15 protein-coding genes are annotated in these 16,475 nt (G+C 54.9%); 8 read left to right on the forward strand and 7 right to left on the reverse strand.

The annotated features are described in order from the left end of the window. Positions 1-12: 12 nt before the first annotated feature. A complete protein-coding gene (gene fabD, locus OEU85_RS12130; protein ID WP_262691742.1) occupies positions 13-951 on the reverse strand; it encodes an ACP S-malonyltransferase in 939 nt (312 codons plus the stop codon). Positions 952-1,205: 254 nt separating this feature from the next. Here fabD and rpsF point away from each other — a divergent pair, with 254 nt between their 5' ends. The 4 genes from rpsF to OEU85_RS12150 all read left to right on the forward strand — a co-directional run bounded on the left by rpsF (position 1,206) and on the right by OEU85_RS12150 (position 4,241). After that, positions 1,206-1,583, forward strand: a complete 378-nt coding sequence (gene rpsF, locus OEU85_RS12135) for a 30S ribosomal protein S6 (RefSeq protein ID WP_262691743.1) — start codon at positions 1,206-1,208, stop codon at positions 1,581-1,583. Next, positions 1,583-1,813 carry a 30S ribosomal protein S18 gene (rpsR, locus tag OEU85_RS12140; protein WP_020399103.1) on the forward strand — a complete coding sequence of 77 codons (231 nt, stop codon included), beginning with the start codon at positions 1,583-1,585 and terminating at the stop codon, positions 1,811-1,813. The genes rpsF and rpsR overlap by 1 nt, the downstream gene beginning before the upstream one ends. Before the next feature lie 24 nt (positions 1,814-1,837). Continuing rightward, positions 1,838-2,464, forward strand: a complete 627-nt coding sequence (gene rplI, locus OEU85_RS12145; RefSeq protein WP_262691745.1) for a 50S ribosomal protein L9 — start codon at positions 1,838-1,840, stop codon at positions 2,462-2,464. Positions 2,465-2,714: 250 nt separating this feature from the next. Next, complete coding sequence (locus OEU85_RS12150; RefSeq protein ID WP_262691746.1) at positions 2,715-4,241, forward strand: replicative DNA helicase; 1,527 nt, start codon at positions 2,715-2,717, stop codon at positions 4,239-4,241. A 27-nt stretch (positions 4,242-4,268) separates the two neighbouring features. Here OEU85_RS12150 and OEU85_RS12155 read toward each other — a convergent pair whose 3' ends face one another. Then, positions 4,269-4,532 (reverse strand): hypothetical protein, encoded by a 264-nt coding sequence (locus OEU85_RS12155; RefSeq protein WP_262691747.1) that lies wholly within the window; start codon positions 4,530-4,532, stop codon positions 4,269-4,271. Positions 4,533-4,701: 169 nt separating this feature from the next. Here OEU85_RS12155 and OEU85_RS12160 point away from each other — a divergent pair, with 169 nt between their 5' ends. After that, the gene (locus OEU85_RS12160) at positions 4,702-6,303 is read left to right on the forward strand and encodes a glycosyltransferase family 61 protein (RefSeq protein ID WP_262691748.1); all 1,602 of its coding nucleotides are present in this window, start codon (positions 4,702-4,704) and stop codon (positions 6,301-6,303) included. Here the strand turns inward: OEU85_RS12160 and OEU85_RS12165 are convergent. The 3 genes from OEU85_RS12165 to OEU85_RS12175 are packed head-to-tail and all read right to left on the reverse strand — an operon-like array spanning position 6,300 to position 8,932. After that, positions 6,300-6,638, reverse strand: a complete 339-nt coding sequence (locus OEU85_RS12165) for a ferredoxin family 2Fe-2S iron-sulfur cluster binding protein (RefSeq protein ID WP_262691749.1) — start codon at positions 6,636-6,638, stop codon at positions 6,300-6,302. The two genes, OEU85_RS12160 and OEU85_RS12165, sit on opposite strands and share 4 nt — an antisense overlap. Further along, the gene (locus tag OEU85_RS12170; protein ID WP_262691750.1) at positions 6,635-7,795 is read right to left on the reverse strand and encodes a cysteine desulfurase family protein; all 1,161 of its coding nucleotides are present in this window, start codon (positions 7,793-7,795) and stop codon (positions 6,635-6,637) included. Before OEU85_RS12170 ends, OEU85_RS12165 begins: the two co-directional genes overlap by 4 nt. A 3-nt stretch (positions 7,796-7,798) precedes the next feature. After that, positions 7,799-8,932 carry a cysteine desulfurase family protein gene (locus OEU85_RS12175; RefSeq protein WP_262691751.1) on the reverse strand — a complete coding sequence of 378 codons (1,134 nt, stop codon included), beginning with the start codon at positions 8,930-8,932 and terminating at the stop codon, positions 7,799-7,801. A 154-nt stretch (positions 8,933-9,086) separates the two neighbouring features. On the opposite strand from OEU85_RS12175, the gene OEU85_RS12180 reads away from it, so the two are divergent. Then, positions 9,087-9,734 (forward strand): alpha/beta hydrolase, encoded by a 648-nt coding sequence (locus OEU85_RS12180; protein WP_262691752.1) that lies wholly within the window; start codon positions 9,087-9,089, stop codon positions 9,732-9,734. Positions 9,735-9,788: 54 nt separating this feature from the next. Here OEU85_RS12180 and OEU85_RS12185 read toward each other — a convergent pair whose 3' ends face one another. Next, positions 9,789-10,955 (reverse strand): anhydro-N-acetylmuramic acid kinase, encoded by a 1,167-nt coding sequence (locus tag OEU85_RS12185; protein WP_262691753.1) that lies wholly within the window; start codon positions 10,953-10,955, stop codon positions 9,789-9,791. Positions 10,956-11,092: 137 nt separating this feature from the next. Here OEU85_RS12185 and tyrS point away from each other — a divergent pair, with 137 nt between their 5' ends. Both tyrS and OEU85_RS12195 read left to right on the forward strand, forming a co-directional pair. Beyond that, positions 11,093-12,343: a tyrosine--tRNA ligase gene (gene tyrS, locus OEU85_RS12190; protein WP_262691754.1), complete on the forward strand. Its 1,251-nt coding sequence runs from the start codon at positions 11,093-11,095 to the stop codon at positions 12,341-12,343. A gap of 91 nt (positions 12,344-12,434) precedes the next feature. Then, a complete protein-coding gene (locus OEU85_RS12195; protein WP_262691755.1) occupies positions 12,435-13,229 on the forward strand; it encodes a cyclase family protein in 795 nt (264 codons plus the stop codon). A gap of 10 nt (positions 13,230-13,239) precedes the next feature. Here the strand turns inward: OEU85_RS12195 and OEU85_RS12200 are convergent, their stop codons facing one another. Further along, entirely contained in the window at positions 13,240-16,467 is a 3,228-nt protein-coding gene (locus tag OEU85_RS12200; RefSeq protein ID WP_262691756.1) for a DUF3971 domain-containing protein, read from the reverse strand. Positions 16,468-16,475: the final 8 nt, after the last annotated feature.

Consider the following 16,475-nt stretch of genomic DNA (forward strand, 5'->3'; position numbering starts at 1 on the left):
ATTTCCTTATACTTAAAGCGAAGCTGTGAACGCTTCAATGTCGGCCGGGTCTTGCAGGTTTACTGTCGCAAGGTCGCGATCGATACGACGTACGAGGCCGGTCAGCACTTTACCCGCCCCAACTTCAACAACCTCATGCACCCCAAGGGAGGAGAAAGCGGACACACTCTCACGCCAACGCACGGAGGCAGTCACTTGTTCAATAAGAAGCGTGCGAATGCCTTCTGGCTCACTGATGGGTGCCGCGATCACATTGGCAATGACAGGCACTACCGGACGTTCAATTATCACTTCAGAAAGCGCTTCTTTCATTTCGTCCGCCGCAGGCTTCATTAGCGGGCAATGAAAGGGAGCGGATACAGGAAGAAGCAAACCGCGCTTGGCGCCGTTTTCCTTTGCCAGCTCGATTGCGCGTTCAACGGCAGCCTTGTGGCCCGAGACGACAACCTGACCGTCCGCATTATCGTTTGCCGCGACGCACACACCTACCTTGGATGCCTCTTCAGCAACTGCATTCACATCTTCAAGGCTAAGACCAAGGATTGCAGCCATTGCCCCTTCTCCAACCGGCACGGCGCGCTGCATCGCCTGCCCGCGACGCTTAAGCAGTTTAGCGGCATCGCCGACCGAAAAAGCGCCCGCTGCTGCCAGCGCTGAATATTCGCCAAGCGAATGTCCGGCAACATGGCTCGCGAGGTCAGCAACTTTCAGCCCACCGGCCTCAAGAACACGGATGACGGCAAGGGATGCGGCCATAAGGGCCGGTTGGGTGTTCTCGGTCAGTCGGAGGTCATCCTCCGGGCCTTCCCACATAATTTTCGAGAGATGCTGCGAGAGCGCATCATCTACTTCTTCAAACACGAGGCGCGCGGCTTCTTCCGCGTCGGCCAGCGCTTTTCCCATGCCGACAAACTGGCTGCCTTGGCCTGGGAATACAAGTGCACGAGTCATATCAGCATCTCCAATTGCCCTTCTACTGTAGCGCCAAATGGCACAGGCCGTAACGTCAGCGCAAGAGCTTAGAGTAATTTATTCGCCTGAGACAGGCTTTCCCTTGCATTTCCGGGGGGGCGGCGTTATAGAGGCGCGTCCTGAGTCCCGGTTTTGGCGCATTGCCCTGCCGTTATGTCACAGGATATTTGTTAAGGAAAGCTGGAGGCACCCGTCATCGCGACTGGTGAACGATCAGCATACAGGAGCAAAACATGGCTACGTACGAGCATGTTTTCATCGCGCGGCAGGACGTAAATGCCTCGCAGGTGGAAAGCATCACGGCCGACCTCTCCAAGATCATCGAGGAGAATGACGGCAAGGTCGCTAAGACCGAATACTGGGGTCTCAAGAACCTCGCATACAAAATCAAGAAAAACCGCAAAGGCCATTATGTTCTTCTGAACATTGATGCGCCGCACGCTGCGATTTCAGAGATGGAGCGTCAAGCACGCCTTCATGAAGACGTTATTCGCTTCATGACCATCCGTGTAGAAGAGCTTGAAGAAGGTGACAGCATCGTTCTTCGCGCCAAAGCTGACAAAGAGCGCCGCGGGCCCCGTGAGCCTCGTGGCGAAAGGAGGCCCCGCTAATGGCTGCTCGTCGTCCTTTTTTCCGCCGTCGCAAAACGTGTCCGTTTTCCGGCGAAAATGCACAAGTAATTGATTACAAAGACGTAAAACTGCTTCAGAAATATGTTTCTGAGCGCGGCAAAATCGTGCCGAGCCGTATCACGGCTGTTTCTGCAAAGAAACAGCGCGAGCTCGCTAAAGCGATCAAACGCGCCCGTAACATCGCCCTGCTGCCGTTCATCGTCAGCTAATCGCTCACCCTAAGGAGACATAAAATGCAAGTCATCCTGCTGGAACGCGTCGAGAAACTCGGCCAGATGGGCGATGTCGTCACCGTTAAAGACGGTTTTGCCCGTAACTTCCTGCTGCCGCAAAACAAGGCTCTTCGCGCTACCGCGTCGAACAAAGCTGCGTTTGAAGCCGACAAGGCCCGCCTTGAAGCAGAAAACCTCGAGCGCCGTAAAGAAGCTGAATCCGTGGCCGAGAAAATGGGCGACCTCAAGGTCGTCATGGTTCGCGCTGCTGGTGAAAGCGGTCAGCTTTATGGTTCGGTAACGAGCCGTGATATTGCTGATGCGGTAACGGAAGCTGGTGTATCCATCAGCCGCAATCAGGTTGTTCTCGACCGCGCCATCAAAACACTCGGCCTGCACGACGTTGTGATCCGCCTGCACCCTGAAGTGTCCAAGACGGTTGTTGTCAACATCGCTCGTTCAGACGCTGAAGCTGAAACTCAGTTCTCGACCGGTTCCGCTGTAACCGGCGGTGTCAGCGACATTGAAGACGATTTTGTCGAAGAAGAAACCGTTGAAGAGCTTTTTGAAGAAGAAGCTCCTGAGGAAGCCGTTGAAGAAGTGGCTACTGCCGCTGACGACGAAGACGCTGAAAAAGCTGACGCGTAAGCTTCTCTCACATAGATTTCCGGGAAGGCGGTCCTTTGGGGCCGCCTTTTCTTTTACAACGCTCTACAGCTTCACCAAGTTATCCCCAGAGTTATACCCCTGTGGAAAACTTCTTAGTGGATAAGCTGAATTAGCGGTTTTTACCTATCTCGCGCTGTGGCATTGTGCCCGTCATAGCCGGGACAGCGACACAGATTCGCAGCACAAAACCCGGGCCCAGGAAGAAACGCCCATATACGGAGGCCGCCTCATGGAAGCGCTGAAATCAGACGCTGCCAACGACGAACAAGACTCGCTCACTTATCGCCAGGCCCCTCACAATCTTGAGGCTGAGCAGGCGCTTCTGGGCTCGATTCTTGTCAATAACGAGGCCGCACAGAAAGTTCAGGGTTTTCTCCTGCCCGAGCACTTCTATGAGCCCGTTCATGGACGCATCTATTCTTCCGTGCTTAAGTTGATGGACAAGAACCAGATCGCGGACCCCGTCAAGCTCAAGCCCTACTTTGAAAATGACGAGGCACTCAAGGATGTCGGTGGTGCGCGTTATCTCGTGCGGCTGGCTGCATCTGCGGCGACTATCATCAACACCGAAGACTATGGCCGAACAATCTATGATCTGGCCTTGCGTCGCGCATTGATCCAAATCGGTGAAACCATGGTCAACGACGCTTATGATGCGCCCGTTGATGCGGAGGCCACCGAACAGATCGCGGATGCAGAGAAGCAGCTTTTTGATCTCGCGGAGCTTGGACAAGCGGAATCGGGCGCGCAGCCCTTCTCGCGCGCCCTCAGAACAGCTGTGGAGAATATCGAGAATGCCTATAAGGACCCAGATAGCCTTTCGGGGATTGATACCGGCCTCTCTCGCCTAAACGAAAAAATCGGCGGGCTACATAACTCGGACCTTGTGATTCTTGCTGGACGTCCAGCCATGGGGAAAACCGCGCTCGCCACCAATATCGCGTTCAATGCCGCCAAACGTTACGCCGATGACCGCCTAGCAGGCATAGAGCCGGAACGCTCGAAGGGGGCTGTGGTTTGCTTCTTTAGTCTTGAGATGTCCGCTGACCAGTTGGCGGCGCGTATTCTCTCGGACCGGGCGAACTATAACTATAGCGGGCCGGAGCCGATTCAGTCGCACGCCATGCGGCAAGGCAAGCTAACCCAGGAACAGTTCGAAGCCATCGCCCGGGCTGCCATTGAGCTTGAGGAAACGCCCCTCTTTATTGATGATACCCCCGCGCTGACAATTGCAGCTCTCAGGAACCGCGCCCGCCGCCTCAAACGCCAACACAACCTTGGGCTTGTGGTCGTCGATTACCTTCAGCTTCTTCGTGGCTCAGGCAAGGGTACCGCAGCTGACAGCCGCGTGCAGGAAATATCTGAAATTACACGCGGCCTCAAAGGCTTGGCAAAAGAACTTCATGTCCCAGTCATAGCGCTTTCCCAGCTCAGCCGCGGCGTGGAACAACGTGAAAACAAGCGGCCAATGTTATCCGACCTGCGGGAATCGGGCTCGATCGAGCAGGATGCTGATATGGTCATGTTTGTATTCCGGGAAGAGTATTACAAAGAGAAAGAACAACCCGGCGAAGGCGATCAGACCAAACATGCGGAGTGGCAAGCCCAGATGCAAGCGCTATACGGTAAGGCAGAAGTGATTATCGGCAAACAACGGCACGGCCCTGTGGGCACTGTGCATCTGGCGTTCGAGAAAGAATGCACCCGCTTTACCGACCTCGTGGACGACGACCATTTGCCCGAGCGTTTCGAGTAATCTCAAAACGCTCAGCACTTGCTGTCGTCAATCGCAGGTGATGGTTATTTCCTGTCCATTGGCCCGGGTGATGGTAACGCTGCCATCGTTTTTGTCGCAGTCCACGTCACCCTTTGAGGTGCGCACGACCGTACGGCGGCTGTCACTCTCAATCACCAGCTCATCACCGCTGACTTCATGGCTGAAGCTCCAACTGGCCTCTGATGACCGATTATCGGAAAAAAACCCGGAGATGGCAACAACCGCAATAACACCGGCTATGGCCCCGCCAAAAATCATGTTTCGTGTCATGAATATATCCTCGCATCTTTGTTTTTATATACTCTGGACTAGCTGTTGGTGGGCCAATAAATACCAAATTACAACGGGCTGGTCTATCGTATCCTTAGCCGGCTGACCTTGCCAAGGCTGACATAGTTAATTATGCAACGCTGTACCTGAATTTAATTGAGTGATTTTTATGACTGAGATTGATTCCGCGCCTCGCTACAGCAACGCAATTCTACTGCCTTTACTCGGCAGCGAGGAGAAGCCGTTTACAGCGGGCGGCGCTGAAGGTGGTGTTTTTGACTGCGCGCACAAGCCCATTGAACATGCGTTTCTCATCCGGCAATACCGGCAGGGGGCAAAACTCGTCGCGGGCAAATGGGACACCACAACCGGGCAATCGATCAACACGTCTCAAATGAATTTGCCAAGGGATATCGAGCCCTGCAAGGAACGGCTCGACGGCTGCCACATCTTTGCGGGCTATCTGTTTCCCCATTACGGGCATTTTCTGCTCGAAAGCCTTTCACGTCTTTGGTTTATCAAAAAACACCCCGAGATACCTCTGGTGTGGCTTGGCGTGCATAACCAAAGCACCTTCAATGAAATTCAACGCCAGTTATTTGATCTCTACGGCCTCCAGAACCCTATGCGGTTGGTCACCGAGCCCACCGAGGTAGAGACGCTGATCGTCCCGCATGACGGCTACATCATCCATACCCGGTATTCCGACGAACAGAGAAAAGCGCTGACCTTGCAAGGTGCGAAAGACTGCATTCCTGGCAAAAAAGTGTGGTTATCCCGCAGTCGGCTTGACCGTGCCATCGTCTTTAATGAACCTGCGCTCGAGGAAATTCTGGCCGAGAACGGCTGGACGATATTTCACCCGCAGGAACACAGTATCCGAGCCCAGCTTGATATGCTAGCGGACGCCGAGCATATCGCCGGTGTTGAGGGCTCCGCGCTCCATACGCTTGTTCTGATGCCCGAGTACAAGGGCAAGGTCACAATATTTGCGCGTGGGCGCAAAGTGATTTTCGACTACTGCCTGATCGCGGAGGCGGCAGGCATCAACCAGCGGATCATCTCGCCGCCAAGGATGAAATGGTCAGATGGCCTGAAACACTGGGAGTCAAACTGGATCTGGTCCAACCTGGACGTTCTGCTGGCCGAATTGGGGGCCAAACGCCAGGCAAAACCGTGGCACCCTCTCCCCAAGTCACTGGAGAATGTCACCCGGTCGATTATCGGCTTCTATAAAAAACACACATGTGTGGAACTGTGGCCAAGGACAAATTCCGTCGCGGCTGTTTGCGCCCCTGCACGCGCTGTGGCCGTCGGCCCAAGCCTGCCTTTCGACCTCGCGCCCCTCAAGGATGCTGGCGCCACCTACATGGAGGTTACAGCCGATCAGTATTTCACCACGCGTCCCTTTGGTGGCGTGATTGATCTCTTCTGTTTCAGGCAACAGGATGATGCGAGCATTGCGCTTCGGGCTTTTAATGCCTCGCTGACCCTTGCCAGCCTCAAATCAATCTGGATTATTGATGGCGGCAACCCAGTCAATGAACAACTTCTAGCCTGGATTTATGACTATCACCCAACACTATCGGTCGCCCGGGTCAGAAACTCGGATATCGCAATCGTATGGCGTGCGTCACGGCATATGTTTAAACCGGTCCACGAAACGCTGGATGTAACAGCGCCTGATTTCCGGGCCAAGCTTGCCAAACTGCCACTTAATGACATAGCAACGCTGATTAGCAAGCAAGGCGAAAAACAGGAAAAGGCCTAGAAACCCATCATGTTCCGCGTTGCCGCAGGTAGATGAAGGGTCATACCGTCCAACTCGTCGGTTATTAAAATCTGGCAGCCAAGCCGGGAGGTCGCGGTAAGTCCGAGCGCAAGGTCAAGCATTTCCTCTTCCTCCTCACTGGCCTCCGGTAGCCGGTCAAAGTCAGCCTCATCTACCACCACATGACAGGTGGAGCACGCCATATTGCCCTCGCATGCTCCCTCCATTTCAAAACCCTGTTCGTGCGCAAGCTGCAGGATGGTTGCACCAGTTTCCGTCTCAACAGGCTGCTGACGGCCATCAGGATGTACAAAGATGATGGTGACTTTGCTCATGCGGCATGCCCCTTAATATCGTGAATAGCGTTGAGGAGCGTTTCTGCCGCGAGATCAAGCTCGTCATCCGTGGTGAACCTGCCGATCCCTATACGCAGCGCTGACCGGGCCTCGCTTTCACTGCGCCCAATGGCGTTCAGCACATAGGATGGCCCGCGAACGGCCGAAGCACAGGCTGCTCCACTGGAAAGCGCAAGAGTGCGGATACCCGCCAGTAGAAGGTCGCCATCTACCTCCGGCACGCTGATATTCAGATTACCGGCCCAGCGGCTGGTCTCGCTGCCATTGATAAGCAGACCAGGAAGCGCACTGACAAGCTTGCCCTTAAAGCGCGCCATCATGTGTGCGAGACGACCCGCTTCTTGCGCCATTTCCTGTGATGCGATTTCAGCTGCTTTTCCCAACCCGGCCACAAGAGCGGGGGCCTGGGTGCCAGATCGAATGCCACCCTCCTGCCCGCCACCGACCATTTGCGGTGTCAGCGCTGTTGACCGCGTCCTTCTTTTGTATAACGCCCCAACGCCTTTAGGGCCGTATATTTTATGCGCAGATATGCTCATCAGATCGATCTTCATGGCCTCCACATCAAGGGGGACTTTGCCAAAAGCCTGTGCGGCATCTGTGTGGAAAAGCGCGCCTTTTTCATGGGCAATGCGGCCGATTGCAACCAAATCCTGTATAACGCCAATCTCGTTGTTGACCGCCATGACGGAAACCAGTGCGGTATCGTCGGTTACCGCAGCCTCGAGGGCGGAAAGGTCGAGCAAGCCGTCGCTTTTTACGGGTAGGACTGTTACCCGGTGCCCTGCCCGCTCACAGGCTTTTGCGGCTTCAAGCACACATTTATGTTCGGTCGTCACGGTAACAAGGTGGGGCCGTTTTTTGCCCCAAACATCCATAACCCCCTTGAGGGCCAGATTATTGGCTTCTGTCGCACCGGACGTGAAAAAAATCTCATCCACCCCGGCACCAATAACGTCTGCAACCTGTTCACGCGCAAAATCAAGCGCTGCCTCAGCTTGCCAGCCAAAGGCGTGCGTGCTCGAATGGGGGTTTCCATATACTTCCGTCAGATAGGGCATCATCACATCCAACACCCGGGGGTCCATCGGCGTTGTCGATTGATAATCTAGGTATATGGGGGTTTTGATGGCCATGAGTTAACCCCGTGTCCGGACACGATCATAGAGCGACTTCCAAGCCTTTATGAATTTGTCGATGTCGTCCCCGGTGGTTTTGTAGCCAAGAGATACCCGTATCGACGCTTCCGCAATCCCGGGTTCAAATCCCATCGCTGTCAGCACGTGGCTTACCTTGACCTTGCCGCTTGAACACGCTGAGCCCGACGAGACACAAATGCCGTTAAGGTCGAAATGCATGACCTGTGTTTCGCCCTTCACCCCAGGCATGGCGATACAGCTGGTATTGGCAAGCCTGGGCGATGTTTCGCCAATGATGTGAATGTCGTTGGCGTGTGCCTTGACCGCACTCTCCAGCCTATCCCTAAGAGCGGCAATCTCGCCCATCCGGCCAATATCACCCATGGCTTCAAGTGCGGCAACACCAAAGCCCGCAATGCCAGCCACATTTTCTGTACCAGACCTGCGCGACAGCTCCTGCCCGCCGCCTGATATAAGCGCCTTAAGCGGCACCGTGGGAGCCAACGCAATGGCGCCTATCCCTTGAGGCCCGCCAATCTTGTGTGCCGAGAGCGTCAGGTAATCAACATCCAATGCCTTGCGGTCCAGCATAATCTTGCCCGCCGCCTGCACCGCATCGGTATGCACCAGCGCTCCATTTTCGTGCGCAAGAGCCGCTATTTCGGCAACAGGTTGAATAACACCCATCTCATTGTTGGCAAGCATGACCGAAACAAGGGCGGGTTTGGGTGCAGTCTCAAGAAGGGTTTTCAACATTACCAAATCAACGAGACCATTTGCCTTAACCGCCAGTTCAAAGACCTCCAGCCCGCTTTCCTTGGCAGCTGCCCTTACACAGTCATGCTCAATACCAGATATAATCAGGCTTTTTGCGCCAGCGCCGCGAATCACCGTATTGCTGGCTTCAGTACCACCTGAGCAGAACACCACGTCACGTGGGCGCGCGTTTGCAAGTGCAGCCACCTGCGCCCGGGCCTCTTCCACCCTGGCGCATGCCGCGCGGCCCAAGCCGTGGACTGAGGATGGGTTCCCACAGGTCGCCATTGTCTCCACAACGGTGGTTATCACGCTCTCCCGGATGGGCGCGGTGGCATTATAATCAAGATAAATCATGCTATTCATAGCGCCTGACATAAGCGTCATTCTATCCGCATTCAATTCTAAATTCACCTGATCGCACGAGTTTGCTTGCGATTCGGTACTAAAATTCTATATACGGGTTTCAATACGCCATTGTGGGGGAATCCCGCTCCATGCACTTTTAACCATAAGCGCTTAAAGATCACAGATGCCCGAAATTATTTTCAGTGGACCGGCAGGCCGTCTCGAAGGCCGTTATCAGCCCGGCAAAACCGACACCGCGCCCGTTGCCCTCATCCTGCACTCCAATCCGCAATATGGCGGCAAAATGGATGAGAAGATCAGTTACTATCTGTATCACGCCTTTGCGCACCGTGGTTTTGCGACACTTCGCTTCAACTTCCGCGGCGTTGGCCGCAGCCAGGGCGAATTTGACGCGGGCACAGGCGAGTTGTCGGATGCGGCAAGCGCGCTTGACTGGCTTCAGTCCATGAACCCGAATTCGACCGGCACCTGGATCGCCGGATTTTCCTTCGGTGCATGGATCGGTATGCAACTCCTGATGCGCCGCCCTGAGATCAAGGGCTTTATCTCGGTGGCACCGCCCGCAAACCTGTATGACTTCTCGTTCCTGGCGCCCTGCCCGTCATCCGGCTTAATCATTCAAGCAGACCAAGACGACCTTGTGACACCGATTTCCATCCAGAAACTGGTTGAAAAGCTCAAGACACAGAAGGCGATCACCATTCACCATGATAATGTCAAAGGGGCCAACCACTTCTTTGAAAACGAGCTGAACCATCTCATGGCGTCGGTAAATACCTATCTCAACATGCGTCTGAGCGCAGGCGAATAAAGCCCTTCAAAGGCACAGTGAAATCAGGGCGCCCTATGGCGCCCTTTTTATATCTTACTCTCGCCAGCCCGCACGGCGTTTACGTGGCTTATGCAGTACGCCGCCCGGCGTTGGCTGCTTGCATCCTGTTGTCTCCGGCAGGCTCAGTGGCAAACCTCGTACCGAACGTACCGCCAGGAAGGCAAATGCCTCAGCCTCAATCGCGTCGCCGCGCAACCCCAGTACCTCGATCGGGTCCACAAGAACCGGCATGCGTCTCCTCAACCGGCGCATCAATGTCGGGTTATGGCGACCGCCTCCCGTGACATACCAAGCCTCTGGCGGGGTTGGGAAATGACTTTGCGCTGAAACGACGGACTCCACCATAAAGTTGGTCAGCGTTGCAGCGCCATCTTCAGCCGACAGCCCGCGCACAGCCTGTATGTTGAAGTCATCCCGGTCGAGTGTTTTGGGTGGCCGCTCATCAAAATACGGTGACGCCATCAATCCCATGACCACTTCCTCGTGGTTAAGGCCACGCGCTGCGAGGTTGCCGTCGGTATCCATCGGGTTCCCGGTATGTATCTCTGCCCAGTCATCCAACATCGCGTTCCCGGGACCAGTGTCAAATGCCATAATCTGCGGGTCTTCCCGGTTTGCTTTGAAGGACACCCACGTCACATTCGCGACGCCGCCGATGTTCAGGACTGCGACAACCTCATGCCGCCGCGAACGTGCAAGGAGTGCAGCGTGATAAAGCGGCACAAGCGGTGCCCCTTCGCCGCCGGCCCCGACATCCGCTGTGCGGAAATCATTGACGACCTTGATTCCTGTACGACCGGCCAGGCGGCCACCGTCCCCAATCTGCCACGTCCAGTGCCTGTCAGGCCTGTGGGTAAGCGTTTGGCCATGAAAGCCAATTACATCGACATCTGCGGCTGTGTGACCGGTCACCCCCAACAACTCCTCAACCGCGTCGCCGTGCCAGTCGGTCAGCTCTTGCTCAAGCTGTTTTATTGTGTCTGGGATCGGTGTGTTGTTGGTGCAGGACGTCGCGAGCCTCAAACCCTCTTTCACCTGCTCCCGCATTTCGGATGTGTATGGGAGGGTCAGAGAAGGACCGAGCCGCTCAACCTTGACGCCGTCGGTATAGATCATGGCGGCATCGATGCCGTCCATTGATGTCCCGCTCATGAGCCCGATTGCACATTTCACGTCTCCCGGACGACCCAAAACAGACATAGAACACCGTTTCCCATTCTTCTCACACGCTATAGGCTTTGCCTTTGGGCCACCCTATGCTACATCAGCCCGCTCTTAAATGAATTTTTGTAACCCGGACGCAACATTTTGCGCCCGCATTCAGCTGGATCAGATCAATGACAGGGCTTAAATCGGAATTCCTTCAAATCCTGACAGAGCGCGACTTTATCCACCAGGCAACAGACCTGGCGGCTTTGGACGCAAAAATGTCCGAAGGTCCGATCTCCGCCTATATCGGCTTCGACTGCACCGCGCGGTCGCTTCATGTCGGTAGCCTCGTGCAGATCATGATGCTGCGCTGGCTGCAGAAGTCGGGCCATCAGCCGATTGTGCTGATGGGCGGCGGGACCAGCAAGATTGGTGACCCGTCTGGCCGCGATGAAAGCCGGCAGTTGATGACCAATGAGATCATCGCCGACAACATGGCGGGCATCCGTACCGTGTTTGACCGCCTGTTGACGTTGGGTGATGGCAAGACCGATGCCGTGATGGTCAACAATGGTGAATGGCTGGATGCGCTTGAGTACATCCCGTTTCTGCGTGAGGTCGGTACACACTTTACCATCAACCGCATGCTGACATTCGATAGCGTGAAACTGCGCCTTGACCGTGAGCAGCCCCTAACCTTCCTCGAATTCAATTACATGATCCTCCAGGCTTATGACTTCATGGAGCTTGGCAAACGCTATGGCTGCGCACTGCAGATGGGCGGCTCCGACCAATGGGGCAATATCGTCAACGGGATCGAGCTTGCACGCCGCGCATCAAGTCAGCATCTCTTTGGCCTCACGACCCCTCTGATCACAACGGCGGACGGTAAAAAAATGGGCAAGACGGCGTCCGGCGCCATCTGGCTCAACGAGGACCACCTGCCTGCCTACGATTTCTGGCAGTTCTGGCGCAATACACAGGATGCAGACGTGGGTAAGTTCCTGCGTCTCTTTACCGAAATTCCAATGAATGAGGTTCGCCGATTGGAAGCGCTCGAAGGGGCGGAAATCAACGATGCGAAAATCATCCTTGCCAACGCGGTCACAGCCCTTATTCGCGGCGAGGAAGCAGCCAGGCTTGCAGAGGCCACAGCTAAAGAAACCTTTGAGCAAGGGGGGGCTGGCGCTGACCTGCCGACAGTAACCGTACCGGGGGCGGCACTTGAAGCAGGTATCAACGTGGTTGACCTTTTTGTCGAGGCTGGCCTTGGCGCTTCCAAAGGTGAGGTCCGCCGCCTGATCAAACAAGGTGGCGCAAAACTGAACGACGAGAAAGTCACGGATACAGAAAGCACTGTAACCTCGTCAGCGCTTGCCGGCGGACAGATCAAGCTATCTGCCGGTAAAAAGCGGCACGCACTGGTGCGCCCTGAATAGATGTAACCAGTGATAGGTTATAATTACGGGTTTAACAACTGCGGCCTTCGGCGTTAGACTGGATTTTCATCCATCATACCGGAGGCTTTTCATGTGGAAATCCCTTGTTCTTGCCAGCTCTCTTAGCTTGCCTGTCTCAGCCGACCCCATTGATTTTGCTACTGCGAAAGTCTTCGACCTGAGCCACGCGTACGGCCCTGACACGATTTTCTGGCCCACCTCGCCCATAAAATTTGAACACAAGGAACTTTCCTACGGTGAAACCGCTGGAGGGTATTTTTACTCAGCCTATTCCTTCTGCATGCCTGAGCACGGCGGCACCCACATGGATGCGCCAATCCACTTTTACAGGGGTGGTGACACGGTGTCTGACCTTGCACTTGAAAACCTCATCATGCCCGCAATTGTGATTGACGTTCGGGCGCAAGCCGAAGCGGACAGAAATTTCAGGCTGGATGTCGCCAACATTGAGGCTTTCGAAGAAGTGTACGGCCGTATCCCAAGCGGTAGCGCAGTGCTGCTTGCAACGGGATGGGATCACTTCTGGCCTGACGTGAAAGCATACATGGGCGATGACTCACCAGGAGACGCGAGCAAGCTCAGCTTTCCTTCCTTTGGGGCCGAAGCTATTTCTTTTCTGGTCAAGGAACGCGGCGTGAAGCTGATCGGCATTGACACCGCCTCCATCGACTATGGCAAAAGCAAAGACTTCCCGGTGCATCAGATCGTGGGCCGCGCCAACATTCCCGCCCTTGAGAATCTGAAGAGCATCGATGAACTGCCACCAAAAGGTGCAACACTTATTGCGTTGCCGATCAAAATCAAAAATGGCTCCGGCGGCCCGGTGCGTGCGGTTGCGCTTGTCCCCGGCGGTGCCGGAAAATAAACACCTACTCCTACTGCGGCTTTGGCGGATCGGCTTCAGCGTCGGGGGCTTCACCCTCAAGCAGAGCGCCTTCGGGCGTCTCAGCTTCTTTGGGCTCTTCGATATCTTCCAGCTTGCCTTTGCGGCCCTCGAACAGCAAACGCAGAAAACCCGGCGCGATACCGGATAGCGGATTGACGGAAAAATCAGGCTTCGCAATTGGCCCCTTTACCCGGTAGGCGACGCCGAAGATTCCCTTGCCTTCCCCGCCTGTCAGCAGGTTCCCCAGAAGCGGGATTTTACCCAGCAGCGCATTCAGACCATACGCAGGCACGAAGACACCATTGATGTTGATTTTCTCTGAGCGTGTGGAAATCTGCCCTTCCATTGTCATCCCAAGCGATGGGCCGTTCGCTTTCATTGAGCTGATATCCAAAACCCCCTTGGTATAATCAAACGGCATATCGATAGTATCCAGTTGAACGGCTTCGTCTTTGAGATACTCATTCAGCCCCTCGACGACCCCTTCCGTTACGGCGGCACCCAATTTAGATTTTGATACCATAAATGCATTTTTGACCGACATATCGCCCTCAATATGCAAATCACGGCCCCAGCCGGACGTCTTTCCCTTGAGAGTAAGGTCACCGTCGCGCAAATGCGAGAAGAGGCCAAGAGCCCGCAGGAAATGGCCTGCGTCCGGGGTAACAACACGCAACGCCCTCAGGTTTTGTTCATCACTTGGAGCGATGGAGAGCACCGTTTCTTTGCTCGTGCCGTGCACAAGCCCGGATGCCGTCATCTTCTCGGGAGCACCACCAATAAAATTGCCATGAAGCCGCAGATCGTCAAGTTCCTCACCGTTGAGCAGAACAAGTGTATCCACATTGACATCCAGCTCAAGCCGATCAAGCCCTTCCACGACGCCAGCAGGTTTACCGGCCTGCTCAGCATCAAGAATTGGCGCCAGATTGAAGCGCTTGCCGCTGATGTCCAGCCTGAGGTTACCGTCGGCGCTTTGCCGGGCGGTTGCTTTAAACGAGTTGCCTCCAAGCTCTCCGACGTCAAATTCTGCATCTAAACCGCTGCCCTGAAATGTGAGGTCGGCGCGCAGGTCTATGCCCTCGCCCACAATGACCAGCGGGCTGATACGGGTCTCGCTGTCCTCAAAAAATATTGTCCCCGTCACAGTGGCGGGAACGGCCATGGGTTTGCTCCAGGCCAAACGCTGTTCCCGCAGAATTGCCGTGGAAGCATCGGCTGTAAAGTAACCTCGTTTAAACGCGAAGTTCCTGCCTATGAAGTTGGCTTCGGCCAGCGTCTCACCGGACAGATAATCAGAAACGTCCACGCCAAGAGCGGCCATGTCATGCTCGTTCATGGCGCCCGACAGGACAATTTCTGTCGTTTCTGCATCAGGGTCTTCACGTCCGGCCTTCAGGTTTTCGCGCCAGTAAAGCGCCAGCGGTACGCCATTTAACGTGCCGCTCCCCTCCGCAGATAAGTTGTCAGGGTCAACCATTAGCGTGATATCACCATGCTTCAGGCCGTCACCACCCAGAAGGTCGGTTACCGCCGCCTGCGTTATAGTGGAGGTCACATCATAATGCACAGCATCAACAGGAATGTCTTTGATCAGGGGCAATGTCAGCACCGTACGCACATGCGCATTGCCCGTAACCCTGTTTACGTCAAAGCCCAGCTTCTGTGGCACGTTGAGCGGCGGATGGGATATCAACTCCATCACCTCGGGTACCGTACCACTTAGTCGTATATCGAAGATGCCGGTTGCTCCGTTTGGAATATCGATATCTTCCATACGCGCCGATGTCCCGGCAACTGGCATGCTGCCAATATGGCCGCCATCCAAATCAAGACTGAACACATCCTGTGTCAATTCCCCATGGCCCGACGCACCCATGATGGGCGGCATGGACAACAGGTAATAGGTGTCCAGATCATTGTAATTAAAGGTGAGCCGATACGCACTGCCATTTTCGAAAGCGCCGCCATCAGTTGGCGACCAGTCTACCATAAAGGTGACGTCACGCGTCGCTCCCTTCATGATATGGTCTTCAATCCAGGCCCGCGCACCTCTTGGTCTGCCATCCGGATAGGTTTTGATTGGCCAGTATTGCAATACCTCGGCAATTGATGCGTTATCGGCTCGCAATGTAAGCTGCACAGACGGCTCGGTGTCCGCTGTCGTCCAATAGACAAGTCCCTCGCCCCTGACGACAGGCCTTTCCGTCGCGATCTCGATCTGGTCCAGCACAAGTGTGTCTTCGCCCGCTTCATAACGCCCCGTCACAACGCCATACCGAACCCTGCTTGCGTTTGGGAAACTCACCGGATCGCTGATAGTACCCTCGTCCATGGAGGCAGAAAATCGGGCCGTACGCAACCCAACATCAGATGAAAGGTCGAGCATAAGGTCAAGCGCGAGGGGCACATTAAAATACCCCACGAATTCCGGCATGTTTGCGTATGTGGCAAGGGTTGACGGCCTCAGTTCGTTAAACCCGAGTGATAACTCTATGTCGCCAAGAAGAGGCTCAGCCTTGCCCTGCAACCGGACCTGCGTGGGCATCTCGTCCAATCGAGCGTCAAGGAGTGCATCAACACTGACGACATCACCTCGGCGACTGAGGGCCAAGCGAGGCATGGAAAACCTGGCTTTTTCAATGCCTGTCCCCCGTTCGAGGGTGACGGAAACGTTCGAAAACGTGACCGTACGCAACGCGGGCGCCGCCGAAAGCAGGCGTCTCCCAAAACGGCTGAAGGCTTCTGTCACGGGACGCAACACCTCGGGTGTCGGTGTGCCGGTAGTACTGAAAAGCTCGTTCAGGCCACCCGTTTCAGAAGCATCGCTAAAGCCACCGAGATTTGCGACCTCCACATGCGGGCGGTCAATCTCTACGTCCGAAATCGTAATATTGGTGAAAAGCTTGTTTACCGTTAAGGCCACCCGGGCTTCGGGAACAAACGCGGTCAGTCGGTCACGACGATCAATAAATTGTATATCGCTTAAGGATACCCATGGACGCACAAGCCGCCAGTCCCATCCTATCTCCGCAGTTTCAAACGTAACATTCCAGCCTGGCAGCAAGGTTTTTGTTTGATCGATGACAAGATTACGGGCGAAACCAAGGTCGATGGGAGCAACAAGCAGGCGCACAAACAGAAACGATGCAATCAGCATCGCTGCTGTCACGATCCAGACGCCTGATCTGACGACTATTCCTACTGTACGCTTCAACGGCCTCG

This window comes from Kordiimonas aestuarii (genome assembly GCF_025574465.1).
Lineage (GTDB): Bacteria > Pseudomonadota > Alphaproteobacteria > Sphingomonadales > Kordiimonadaceae > Kordiimonas > Kordiimonas aestuarii.